This is a genomic window from Mesorhizobium sp. M1E.F.Ca.ET.041.01.1.1 (assembly GCF_003997355.1).
Lineage (GTDB): Bacteria > Pseudomonadota > Alphaproteobacteria > Rhizobiales > Rhizobiaceae > Mesorhizobium.
Genome location: NZ_RZSL01000157.1, coordinates 1 through 11,512 on the forward strand (window position 1 = coordinate 1; position 11,512 = coordinate 11,512).

Genomic DNA, 11,512 nt, shown 5'->3' on the forward strand with positions numbered 1-11,512 from the left:
GCGCTGCTCATGCCGGTATAGGCGGTGTCGACCTTCGAGGCGCCGAGGCCGAGCGAGTCCGAAACGGTGGACATGGCCTGGTTGTCGGAGCGCATCGTGGTGGCGATCGACCAGTAAGCGGCGTTGTCCGAAGCCTGCGAGACGCGATAACCCGTCGAGATGCGGGCCTGGGTGGTGTCGAGGTTCTTCTGGGTGGCGTTCAAGCTCTGCAGCGCGGTCAGCGCCGAGGCATTGGTCATGATACTGGCCATGATACTCGTACCTTGATTTTACACGGATTTTTTTGACATACCGGCATTTCCGGTATGACGGTGCGGCATCATGCCAATGACCGTTGAGACCGGTCACCCGCCATCTGCAGGCGACTATGGCGGCAAGTCCCTACCAAAGGGCTAAACCGGACGGTTAATCGAAAATAATATTGGAAACTTCGCGCCGACTTTCGTCTCCAAGTCTTCAAGACTTGCGCGGCATCCCAGGGCGTCCGGCCGTGGCGATCAGGTGAAGGACCGCACCAGGCTGCCGACCAGTAGATTCCAGCCGTCGATCAGCACGAAAAACAGGATCTTGAAAGGCAGCGAGACCACTGTCGGCGGCAGCATCATCATGCCCATCGCCATGGTGACGGTGGCGACGATGAGGTCGATGACCAGGAACGGCAGCACGATCAGGAAGCCGATCTCGAAGCCGCGCCGGATCTCCGAGATCATGAAGGCGGGCACCAGGATGCGCAGGTCGACGGCGTCACGCGAGACGGTCTGGCCGCGCTCGCGGGCGAGATCGGCAAAGAGGTCGAAATCCTTGTCGCGCACATTGTGCAGCATGAAGCTGCGGAACGGATCCGAGATCTTCTCGAAGGCTTCGGCCTGGGTGATCTGATTGTCCATCAGTGGCTTGACGCCGGTGTTCCAGGCCTGGTCGAAGGTCGGCGCCATGACATAGAAGGTCATGAACAGCGACAGCGAGATCAGGATCAGGTTGGCGGGTGTCGACTGCAGGCCGATGCCGGCGCGCAGGATCGAGAAGGCGATGACGAAGCGGGTGAAGCTCGTCACCATGATCAGCAGGCCCGGCGCCACCGAAAGCACGGTGAGCAGACCGAACATCTGGATGAGGTAGCCGACCGTCGTGCCGTCGGCCTTGCCGATGCCGCCGAGATCGAGCTGCTGGGCCGCGGCGACAGAGGTGGTGACGACGATAAGCGCCGTGGCGACAAGCAATCTTCTCATTCGAGCAGCATCGTCCTGATGAGAACCTGTTTGACATGGCCGCCGCTGCGCAGCGCAGCTCGCTCGTCGAGGTCGGCCTTGAGGTGCTGGTAGCCGCTGGCGCCCTCGATCTGGTGCATCTTCAGCGTGCGCACGAACGCCAGAAGGTCCTGCTGGATCTGCTCGGCCATTTCCGGAGGCTGCGGCGCGTCGTAGAGCACCGAAGCCTCAAGCCTTATCCAGACTTCGCCCGGCGAAGCGATATTGGTGGTGATCGGCGCGAGCTGAACCACCGTCGGTCCGGGAGCCGGCTTGCCGGCTTCGGCCGCCTTCTCCGGGCTGCCGGCATTCTCCGGCGCGGCAGGCACAGGTGCCGGCGCTTCGCCTTGCTTGAGATAGCCGCCGGAGACCCAGCCCAGGCCGATGGCCGCGCCCGTCATGACCAGAAGCATGGCGAGTTGGACCACGAGGGATGGTCCTTTCTTGGGCTGCGCCTGCTCGACATTTGCCATAACAGCGGTCTCCCCGTCCTAGAAAGGAAGAACCTGGTCGAGGATCTGCTGGCCGTAGGGCGGCTGCTGGACCTCCATCACACGGCCGCGGCCGCCATAGGAGATGCGTGCCTCGGCGATGCGCTCGTAGGGGATCGTATTTTCGGCGCCGATGTCGGAGGGACGCACCATGCCGGCGATGGTGAGGACCCGAAGCTCGTAATTGACGCGCACCTCCTGCGAGCCCCTGATCATCAGATTGCCGTTGGGCAGCACTTCGGTGACGACAGCGGCGACGTTGAGCTCGAGACTCTCCGAGCGCTTGATCTCGCCGTCGGCGTTGGTCTCGGTGCTGGAACTCAGGCCTGCGTCGCCCTTGCCGCTTGTGCTCTTGCCGTCCCATCCGAGCGTGACGTCGTAGCCGAGCTTGCGGGCGGCGGTGCGGCTGCGGTCGTTCTGGTTCTTGAAATTGGCCCTGTCGTTGAGCTTGATGTTGACGGTCAGGATGTCGCCTTCCCGCAGCGCCCGCGGGTCGGTGAAGAGCCTGCTCTGGCGGTCGTCCCACAGCGAGAATTTTTTCACGGGCGCGGCCGGCGGCTCAGGATAGCTGTAGGGCGCTCCGCCGCCATTGCCGATGCCGGAACCGACCGGCGACAGCGCGGGCTCGCGGCCGACCTCCTTGAGGTCGGTGCCGCAGCCGGACAGTGCCGCAACCGCGACCAGGACGAGCAACTTCAACTTCATGACGGATCAACCCTTCGCGCCGCGCTGGCCATGATGCCGGTGAGCGTCGCCGCCGCCTTCTGGTCCATTTCGTTGAGGATGACGCCCGCCTTGCGTGAATCGAGCTTCATCAGGATGGCGGCAGCGAGCTCGGCATTGACCATCGCAAGGCGCTCGGCCGCGGCGTCGGGCTTCATGCCGGCATAGATCTTGACCACACTGTCCTCGGCGCGCGCCAGGAACACTTCGCGGCGCTTCAGCCATTCCTCATATTCGGTGCGTTTTGCCTCCAGCGCCTTCATGCGCTCGTCGATGCCGGCCTGAAGCTGCTTCAGTTCCTCGGCCTGGAGCGCGTAGCGGCGGTCGCGCGCGGCATCGGCGATGTTGGAGCAGAAGCGCTGGATCTCGCTTTGGTCCGGCGCCTTCGCGCGCACGAGCTGGGCCGGCTGAGCCGGCGCCTGTCCGCCGGGCAGCACCTGGCGGACTTCTTCCGCGCGGGCGGTACCGCCCACCAGCGCGACAATGGCGGCTGCGGCGAGGAGGCTCATTCCAGGATGAAGTCTCGGGCGACGATGCAGTCTTGCGGAGAAAAGCTCGATCATCGGCGTGCCTATTGGAGAACCAGGTCGGCCTGCAGGGCGCCGGCCGACTTGATGCCTTGCAGGATGGCGATGATGCCGTCGGGTTTCACACCAAGGCGGTTGAGGCCGGAGACAAGCGTTTCCAGGTCAGGGCCGTCGAGCACGGCAACGCGCGCGTCGGGCCGCGTAGCTTCGATGGCGGTGAAGGGTTCGACCGCGGTCTCGCCCCTGGAGAAGGGTTCTGGCTGAACCACCTTCGGCGCTTCGGTGATGCGCACGGTGAGCGTGCCGTGGCTGATGGCGACGCGCGAGATCTTGACGTTGTTGCCGATGACGATGGTGCCGGTGCGTTCGTCGATGACGACGCGGGCAGGGGCATCCGATTCGACGACCAGGTTTTCGATCTCGGCATAGAAGCGCGCGGCCGACACGTTCTTCGGCCGCCTGATCTGCACGGTGCGGGCATCGCGCTCAGCCGCGACGCGCATGCCGAAGCGCTGCGCGGTGTAATCGTTGATGGCGTCGGCGATGCGAATGGCGGTCGAGAAATCGGGATTGCGCAATTGCAGCGTCAGCACGCCCTGGTCGTCGAATTCGGCCGGCACGGTGCGCTCGATGATGGCGCCGTTCGGCACGCGGCCGGCGGTGGGCACACCTTGCGTCAACTGCTCGGCCTGGCCCTTGGCGGTGAAGCCGCCCACGATCACCGAACCTTGCCCGACAGCATAGATCTCGCCGTCCGCCGCCTTCAGCGGCGTCATCACCAGCGTGCCGCCGGCGAGCGAGGTTGCGTCACCCATGGAGGAGACGTCGATGTCGATGCGGGCGCCCGACTGGACGAAGGGCGGCATGTTGGCGGTGACGATGACGGCGGCGACGTTCTTGGCGCGCGCGCTGCCGCCTTCGGTGGCGATGCCGAGGTTCTCCAGCATGGCGCGGATCGACTGTTCGGTGAAGGGCGAGTTGCGCAGGCTGTCGCCGGTTCCCGCCAGGCCTATGACAAGGCCGTAGCCGACGAGCTGGTTGTCGCGGGCGCTCTGCAGTTGGGCGATATCCTTGATGCGCGCCGCGACCTGGCCGGGCGGCAGCGTGCTCGGCCCCGTTGAGACGCGGAACATGCGCGTGGTGGTGGCCGGATCGTATTCAGGGTCGTCGTAGACGCCACCGTTCTTCAAGGCCAGCTCGCGCTTGGCCTTGGGCGTCAGCCCGTCCGCCAAGGCGGGCTGAAGGCCGATCGCGGCGCTGAGCAAAAGGGCGAAAGCGCGCATCACGATGCGCCGACCTTGATGGTGCCGTCGGCCATGACAATGCCGGAAATGATCTTGCCGCTGTCGATGTTGCGGACCTTGATGAGGTCGCCCGCGGCGCCTGGCTGCAAGGTGACGCCGGCAGCCGAAATGGTCAGCGCGCCGGCGGTGAAATAGACCTGCACGGAGGCGCCCTGCTCGACCAGCCAGGCTTCTCGGATAGCAGCCACGGGAATGTAGCGGCCGGGCAGCAGCGTGCGCTTGGCGACCTTGCCCTGCAGGTCTTCGGAGCGCGTCGCCATGCCGTCCGGCTCGTGCTTGCCCGGCACGAGGGTCACCTGCTTCAGCGCCGCAAGCTCGATGGTCTCGCCCGGGTAGATGACCCGGTTCGGGATCAGCACAGCCTCGCCGGCCGGCTGGCCGGCGGCGATCTGGCTGGCCGATTGGCCGGCCGTTTCCTGCGCGAATGCCGGCATGCCGCCGGCAACCAGCGCGAGGGCCAGCGCGGCGCGGCAAAATGCGGAACAGGAGATCGGCCTCGGCATCATCCGTTACCTGATGTTCTTGGAGACCACCGAGGCCATGTCGTCAGCGGCCTGGATGACCTTGGAATTCATTTCATAGGCGCGCTGCGCCGAGATCAGCTCGGTGATTTCCTTGACCGGATCGACGTTGGAGGATTCCAGATAACCCTGCTCGATCGTGGCGAAGCCGGGATCGCCGGGAACGCCGACATTGGCCGGACCGGAAGCCGCCGTCTCCTGGAACAGATTGTCGCCGAGCGGGGCGAGGCCGGCCTCATTGGCGAAGTTGACGATCTGAAGCTGGCCGAGAAGCTGCAGGTCGGTCTGGCCGTCGATGCGGGCAAAGACCTGGCCGGTCTTGTTGACGATCACCTCGGCCGCGTCGGTCGGCACGGTGATCGCCGGGACGACGCTGGCGCCGTCGACGGTGACCAACTGCCCGGTGGCATTGGTGTTGAAGGCGCCGGCGCGGGAGTAGAGCGTGCTGCCGTCAGCGCCCTCGATCTGGAACCAGCCTCTCCCGGTCAGCGCCAGGTCGAAGCTGTTGCCGGTGCTGGTCAGTTCACCTTGGGTGTGGACGTTGCGCACCGCCGTCGTCTTGACGCCGAGGCCGATCGAGACGCCCTCGGGCACAAGCGAGGTGTTGGAGCGGTTGGGCACGCCCTGGGTACGGTCGACCTGATAGAGCAGATCGGAGAATTCGGCCCGCGCCCGCTTGTAGCCGGTGGTGTTGATGTTGGCGATGTTGTTGGCAATGACTTCCAGATTGGTCTGCTGGGCGTTCATGCCGGTCGCGGCGATAGCAAGGGCTTTCATGACGCGGTCCTAGATATTCATGCGACTGATTTCGAGGTAGGCCGAGACGACCTTGTCGCGGATGGCGATGGTCGTCTGCAGGGCCTGCTGGGCGCTCATCACCGCATCGGCCACCTGACGGGTGTCGGCATCGCCCTTGAGCGCCTGGATCGACATCTGCTCGGCGTTCTGCAGCGTGTTGACGGTCTTGGTTGCGGCCTGGCTGAGAAGGTCCGCGAAGCTGCCGCCGACGCTTTCGCTTGCCTGTGTCCCGACACCGCCCGGAAGCAGGCCTGGCGAGGCGGCCTCTGCGCCTTCGATTGCCGGTTTGAACTGTAGTGCCCCGATACCGCCGATCATTACTGGTTCCTCATCAGGTCGATGGTCATGGAAATCAGATCGCGAGCCTGCTTGATGACCTGCAGGTTGGCCTCATAGGAGCGGTTCGCCTCGCTCATGTCGGCCATTTCGACCAGCACGTTGACGTTGGGCATCTTCACGTACCCCTTTTCGTCGGCGGCTTCGTTGCCGGGCTGGAACTCGATCGGGAAGTCCGACGGATCGCGCGCGATCGAGCTCACCTCGACCAGCGAGCCGCCGCTCGCGCGGTCGAGCTCGGACTGGAAGGTGATCGTCTTGCGCCGATAGGGATCGGCGCCGGGCGTGTTGCCCGTCGATTGCGCGTTGGCGAGGTTCTCCGACACCACGCGCAGGCGCTCCGACTGGGCGCCAAGGCCTGATGATGCGACTTTGAGGGCTGCGGTCAGCGCGTCCATGGTCAGCTCTTCACCACCATCGTCATCATCGAATGGAAGGCTTTGACGATCGCCGTGTTGAGCTCGAAGGAGCGGCGCACTTCGCCAGCCTTCATCAACTCGTCTTCGAGAACGACGGTGTTCTTCGACGGCATGATCGAGCCGGTGGCTTCCTGCGGCTTGACATTGAAGCCGGCATTCGTCGTCTCGGCGCCAAGATGGCCTGCTTCGGTGGCCTTCAATGTCACCGCGGTCCGGTCGAGAACCTTTTCGAACGGCTCGACGTCATTTGCCGTGTAGCCCGGCGTGTTGGCATTGGCGATGTTGGAGGCGATCGCGGACTGGCGCACGGCCAGCCATTGCGACTGCCGGGTGGCGAGATCAAAAAGGTTGACGGGTTCCATGGGACTCTCCGGGCGAGTAGGCACAAGACTAGGCCGTCAGTCTTGCGCGGACCTTGCGCGGATAGGCCCGAAGTCCGTTACAGCGCCATCACCTGGAAAGCTCGACCACCTTGTTTGCGTCCGTGACGATCACCCATTTGCCGCGGCGCTGTTCGATCGAGGCGACGCGGCTGGAATCGGGCAGGACCGAGCCGCGCTGGACGATCCACAGGCCGGTATCGTCCTCGATCATGGCGCGGCCATTGGCGACATGCACAACCTTGAACTCCGACACGGCGGCCGGGAAGGGCTGATCGCCGGGCGCCGGCGGGGGTTCGTCCTGCACCGTTCCGGTGGCAAGCAGGTCGATATCGGCATTGGGAACGTCCTTGGCCGTCAGCGATGCGCTGCGTTCGGCCGCGACGCCACCGCCCTCGCGTCCGGAATTGCTGCCGCTGCCACCGAACTTGATGGCCTGCACGCCGAATTGCTCCTGGTTGAAGAAGATGTACCAGGGAAACAGCGCGCAGATCAGCCCGAGCGTGATGCCGAGCGCGGCGACGACGAAATCGCTGCGCCGGTCCGCTTTCCTGTCGGCCAGGCGCGGAAATTCGGCCCGCGGCGGCTGCGGCCATTCCACCTTCGGAAACAGGCCGTTGATAGCCAAGTCGCGGCTGGCCTCGGCCTCCTCGGTGGCCTTGGCCTCGGCAATCATCTCGCGCAGCAGACGCTCGGTTTGCTTGAGATCAGTCTCCTTGATCGCCATTCTGCTTCCCCTTGAGATGGCGGGCGAGGTCGGCGAACGGATCGGCCGAAGCGCGATCCCTCGGCGACTGCGTGAGCGCCTCGTAGATCAGCGGCACCTGGCGCACGGCGATGTCGAGCTCGGCATCGGCGCCGCCCTGGTAGGCGCCAAGCAGGCGGATATCGCGCGTATCCTCGAAACGCGCGATCATCGACTTCAACCTGGTCACCAGCAGGCGCTGCTCCGCGCTCCAGGCCTTGTCGGCGAGACGCGAGATCGACGACAGCGGATTTACCGGTGGGTAGCGTCCCTGCTCGGCGATCGCGCGGTCGAGGACGACATGGCCGTCGAGGATGCCGCGCACCGAATCGGCCACCGGGTCGTTATGATCGTCGCCGTCGACAAGCACCGAGATGATGGCGGTGATCGAACCTTTGCCCTCTGCGCCTGGTCCCGCGCGCTCGAGCAGCTTGGGCAAATCGGTGAAGACCGAGGCCGGGTAGCCGCGCGCGACCGGCGGCTCGCCGGTTCCCGTCGCCACCTCGCGCAGCGCGTGGGCGAAGCGGGTGATCGAATCCAGCACCAGCAGCACGCGATGGCCCTGGTCGCGGAAATGCTCTGCCACGCACATGGCGGTGTCGGGCGCGCGTCGCCGCATCATGGCGCTCTCGTCACTTGTGGCGACGACGGCGACGGTCTTTGCCATGCTGTCGGCGCCGATCGTGTCCTCGAGGAATTCGCGCACCTCGCGGCCGCGCTCGCCGATCAGCGCGACGACCACCGTATCGAAGGCCTCGGCGCCGGCGAGCATGGCAAGCAGCGTCGACTTGCCGACGCCGGAGCCGGCGAAGATGCCGAGCCGCTGGCCGAAGCAGAGCGGGGTGAAGATGTCGATCACCCGCACGCCGGTCAGGAAGCCGGTGCCGACGCGCTGGCGCGACATGGCGCCCGGCGTCAGCGCGCCATCGCCGGCGTTCGGCCTGATCAGCGGCGGGCCACCGTCGATGACGCGAGTCAAAGCGTCGATGGCACGTCCGCGCCAGGAACCGTGCGGCGCGACGCCAAGCGGACCGCGCCGGAACACGGCGTCGCCGATGCCGGCATCGGCGCTGCGCTCGAACGGCGCGACCACGACCTCGTCGCGGCCTATTCTGACGATCTCGCCGCGGCGGGTCCCAGCCTTGCCGCGCTGCTCGACGATGTCGCCAAGCCTCGCGATATCCGAAAGGCCGCGCACCTTATAGTGGGTTGGCGAGATCTCGACGACGCGGCCGCCGCGGCTGAGCACTGTTTGCGGATCGTCGAACCGCCGCCAGACGCGTTCGAGCGCCGACAGCCTGTCCGCCGAGCCGGCCTCGGCAAGCCTCTCGGGCGCGCGCAGCAGGGACGAGCCGGTCGCCATGCCGTTACTTCGAACCGAGCGTCTTGATCGCGTCGTCGGTGGAGGAAGCGCTCTGCCGGATCAGCGCCGCCGTGTTCTCGAAGGCACGCTGCACCATGATCAGCCGGGTCATCTCCAGCACCGGATTGACATTGGATTCCTCCAGAAACCCTTGCGCGACGCCGACGTTGGAACGGTCGGTGACAGGCTCCGGCGCGCGCGCGGGCACGATTCCGGAATTGCCGTAACGGACAAAATTGTCGCCGGGGTCGAAATCATAGAGCCCGATGGCGCCGACAAGCTGGTCGTTCTGCCTCAGCGAGCCGTCGGCGCCGGCCTTTGGCGGGCCGTTGCGCGGATCGAGCTGGATCGGCGCACCGCCGCTGTCCAGCACCGGATAGCCTTCGATCGACATCAGCTCGCCGTTCTCGTTCATGGAGAAGCGGCCGTCGCGGGTCATCACGGTGCCAACCGGCGTCTCGATGGCGAACCAGGCATCGCCCTGGATGGCGAAGTCGAAAGGATTGCCGGTTTCGGTCAGCGAGCCATGCGCGGTGGAAAGATAGGTCTTGCCCGAGGAAGCGAAGGAGACCGACTTCGGCCCGGTGCCGGAGACCACGTCCTCGAACTTCACGCCGGTGGCGCGGAAGCCGATGGTCGAGGCATTGGCGACATTGTCGGCGATGGTGTCGAGGCGGCGCTCGAGCGCAATCTGCGAGGAGAGGGCGACGTAGAGACTGTCCTGCATGGTGTTCTCAGAACTTCAGCTTCTGCATGGCCATCATCAGGTCGGTGGAGATGCCCACGGTGATCGGCTGCGCGAAGAGCACGCTGACCGACGTCACGGCGGTCGAGGTCGGGTTGTTGATCTCGTACATGCTGGTGAAGCGGGTCAGGAACTTGCCGAGTTTCACGGGGTCGGTGAAATCCGAGATGTCGAGCTTCTGCTCGAACAGTTGCGCCTGCTTGTCGATGTCGGCCGTGGCGAAGGAATCGGGCAGGCCGAGCGCGGTGCGCACGACGCTGGCAAGCGCGGTGTCGGCGAGCACGTCGTACCAACTGGTGATGCCCGGCGCCTTGCGCTGGAAGTAAAGCGCCAGCCGCACGCCCTCATTCGTCTTGCCGGCATCTTCCTCCAACGTCTGGCGCACGTATTTGTCGACGGTCGGCTGCTGCGCCGGAACGTAGGTGGTGGCGTTCTCGCCGTACTGTTCGAAGTTGAAGGCGGAGGCGAGCGCGGCATAAGCCGGATTCGTCTGTTTGTTGGCGACACTGTCGGGATCGCGCACGCCGCCTTGCAGGACCTCTTTGATCAGGTCCTTGTCCTCGGTCGCCGAATCGAGGCCGAACGCCGCCAGCGCGTAGGTGTAGAGCCGGCTGTTGCCCATCAAATCGTCGACGGACTTCACCTTGGTGATATTGGCCAGATAATAGGTCGTCTCGCCCTTCACATAGTCCGAATTCGGATCGAGACCGGCGATCTGCGCCTGGATGGCGTAGTTCTTCGTCACCAGCTGCTGCGCCTTGTTGTAGATGGTCGCATCGGCGCCATTGGCGGCGAAGTTGAAGGCGCTGACAAATTCGGCGTAGCGCTTGTCGGTCAGCTTGTTGGCGAAGCTATTGGGATCGGAAACACCTTCCTTCAGCGCCTTGACCATAAAGGCCTTGGCATAGTCCATGTCCTCCAACCCGTAGGCCTTCATGGCATATTTGAACAGGCGGTCATTGTTGACGAAATCGTCGATCGATTTCACCTTGGTGATGTTGGTCAGGTAATACTTGGTATCGCGATCAACCGTCGGCTGTTGCTCGATGCGGTCGATCGACTTGTTGATGTCTTTCACGATCAACTGGTAGCTGGTGTAGGTATTGAGCAAAGGACACGCCTCCGGCCGAAGCTATCCCGGCACGATAAGCTCACTTCCTTGCGCGAAACTGAATCGCGCCTATCGGCTCCGATTCAAGCCTCACACAAGGCACGAGGACTATCCGTGATCACGACGTGATGTGCGGAAGGACCTGTCGTGGGTATTCTGATCGGACTTGTGGTGACGCTTGGTTGCGTTCTCGGCGGCTTCATGGCCATGGGCGGGCACCTGCATGTGCTGATGCAGCCATGGGAAGCGGTGGTCATCTGCGGCGCCGCGCTCGGCACCTTCCTCGTCGCCAACCCGATGAAGACGGTCAAGGATACCGGCAAGGGCATTATCGAAGCCTTCAAGCAGGCGGTGCCCAAGGAACGGGACTACCTGGAGACGCTCGGCGTGCTGCACAGCCTGATGCGCGAACTGCGCTCGAAGTCGCGCAGCGAGGTCGAGGCGCATATCGACAATCCGGAAGAATCCGCGATCTTTCAGGCCTTCCCGACCGTCCTGAAGAACCACGATCTGACGAATTTCATCTGCGACTATTGCCGCATCATCATCATCGGCAATGCACGCTCGCACGAGATCGAGGCGCTGATGGACGAGGAGATCCAGACCATCCGCAGCGACAAGCTGAAGGCCTATCACGCGATGGTCGCGGTCGGCGACGGCCTGCCGGCGCTCGGCATCGTCGCCGCAGTGCTCGGCGTGGTGAAGGCGATGGGCGCGCTCGACCAGTCGCCGGAAATCCTCGGCGGGCTGATCGGCGCCGCGCTTGTCGGAACCTTCCTCGGCATCTTCCTGTCCTATGGCG

General features: G+C 64.5%; 15 protein-coding genes and 1 pseudogene. 1 reads left to right on the forward strand and 15 read right to left on the reverse strand.

Annotated elements, in window-relative coordinates; all coding sequences use genetic code 11:
* From EOA38_RS15230 to EOA38_RS15300, 15 genes and pseudogenes are all read right to left on the reverse strand, one after another.
* A pseudogene (locus EOA38_RS15230) lies at positions 1–251 on the reverse strand (flagellin); the annotation flags it as partial.
* Positions 252–497: 246 nt separating this feature from the next.
* A complete protein-coding gene (fliP, locus tag EOA38_RS15235; protein WP_126092189.1) occupies positions 498–1,229 on the reverse strand; it encodes a flagellar type III secretion system pore protein FliP in 732 nt (243 codons plus the stop codon).
* Positions 1,226–1,720, reverse strand: coding sequence for a flagellar basal body-associated FliL family protein (locus tag EOA38_RS15240; RefSeq protein WP_126092190.1), 495 nt, complete (start codon positions 1,718–1,720; stop codon positions 1,226–1,228). The genes fliP and EOA38_RS15240 overlap by 4 nt, the downstream gene beginning before the upstream one ends.
* A gap of 18 nt (positions 1,721–1,738) precedes the next feature.
* A complete protein-coding gene (flgH, locus tag EOA38_RS15245) occupies positions 1,739–2,443 on the reverse strand; it encodes a flagellar basal body L-ring protein FlgH (protein ID WP_126092191.1) in 705 nt (234 codons plus the stop codon).
* Positions 2,440–2,970 (reverse strand): MotE family protein, encoded by a 531-nt coding sequence (locus EOA38_RS15250; RefSeq protein WP_126092192.1) that lies wholly within the window; start codon positions 2,968–2,970, stop codon positions 2,440–2,442. The genes flgH and EOA38_RS15250 overlap by 4 nt, the downstream gene beginning before the upstream one ends.
* A 62-nt stretch (positions 2,971–3,032) precedes the next feature.
* Positions 3,033–4,274 (reverse strand): flagellar basal body P-ring protein FlgI, encoded by a 1,242-nt coding sequence (locus EOA38_RS15255; RefSeq protein WP_126092193.1) that lies wholly within the window; start codon positions 4,272–4,274, stop codon positions 3,033–3,035.
* Complete coding sequence (gene flgA, locus EOA38_RS15260) at positions 4,271–4,795, reverse strand: flagellar basal body P-ring formation chaperone FlgA (protein ID WP_126092194.1); 525 nt, start codon at positions 4,793–4,795, stop codon at positions 4,271–4,273. The genes EOA38_RS15255 and flgA overlap by 4 nt, the downstream gene beginning before the upstream one ends.
* A 6-nt stretch (positions 4,796–4,801) precedes the next feature.
* Positions 4,802–5,590 carry a flagellar basal-body rod protein FlgG gene (flgG, locus tag EOA38_RS15265; RefSeq protein WP_127299574.1) on the reverse strand — a complete coding sequence of 263 codons (789 nt, stop codon included), beginning with the start codon at positions 5,588–5,590 and terminating at the stop codon, positions 4,802–4,804.
* Between the two features lie 9 nt (positions 5,591–5,599).
* Positions 5,600–5,929: a flagellar hook-basal body complex protein FliE gene (locus tag EOA38_RS15270; RefSeq protein ID WP_126092196.1), complete on the reverse strand. Its 330-nt coding sequence runs from the start codon at positions 5,927–5,929 to the stop codon at positions 5,600–5,602.
* The gene (gene flgC, locus EOA38_RS15275) at positions 5,929–6,345 is read right to left on the reverse strand and encodes a flagellar basal body rod protein FlgC (protein WP_126092197.1); all 417 of its coding nucleotides are present in this window, start codon (positions 6,343–6,345) and stop codon (positions 5,929–5,931) included. Before flgC ends, EOA38_RS15270 begins: the two co-directional genes overlap by 1 nt.
* A 2-nt stretch (positions 6,346–6,347) precedes the next feature.
* Positions 6,348–6,728 carry a flagellar basal body rod protein FlgB gene (gene flgB / locus EOA38_RS15280; RefSeq protein WP_126092198.1) on the reverse strand — a complete coding sequence of 127 codons (381 nt, stop codon included), beginning with the start codon at positions 6,726–6,728 and terminating at the stop codon, positions 6,348–6,350.
* 88 nt (positions 6,729–6,816) lie between these two features.
* Complete coding sequence (locus EOA38_RS15285) at positions 6,817–7,473, reverse strand: hypothetical protein (protein ID WP_127299575.1); 657 nt, start codon at positions 7,471–7,473, stop codon at positions 6,817–6,819.
* Entirely contained in the window at positions 7,454–8,854 is a 1,401-nt protein-coding gene (gene fliI / locus EOA38_RS15290) for a flagellar protein export ATPase FliI (protein WP_126092200.1), read from the reverse strand. The genes EOA38_RS15285 and fliI overlap by 20 nt, the downstream gene beginning before the upstream one ends.
* A 4-nt stretch (positions 8,855–8,858) precedes the next feature.
* Entirely contained in the window at positions 8,859–9,581 is a 723-nt protein-coding gene (gene flgF, locus EOA38_RS15295; protein WP_127299576.1) for a flagellar basal-body rod protein FlgF, read from the reverse strand.
* Positions 9,582–9,588: 7 nt separating this feature from the next.
* On the reverse strand, positions 9,589–10,710 hold the full coding sequence (locus EOA38_RS15300; RefSeq protein ID WP_127299577.1) for a DUF1217 domain-containing protein: 1,122 nt from the start codon (positions 10,708–10,710) through the stop codon (positions 9,589–9,591).
* Between the two features lie 147 nt (positions 10,711–10,857).
* Between EOA38_RS15300 and motA the strand changes: the two genes are divergently transcribed.
* A partial coding sequence (gene motA, locus EOA38_RS15305; RefSeq protein ID WP_145965969.1) for a flagellar motor stator protein MotA occupies positions 10,858–11,512 on the forward strand: 655 nt, incomplete at its 3' end.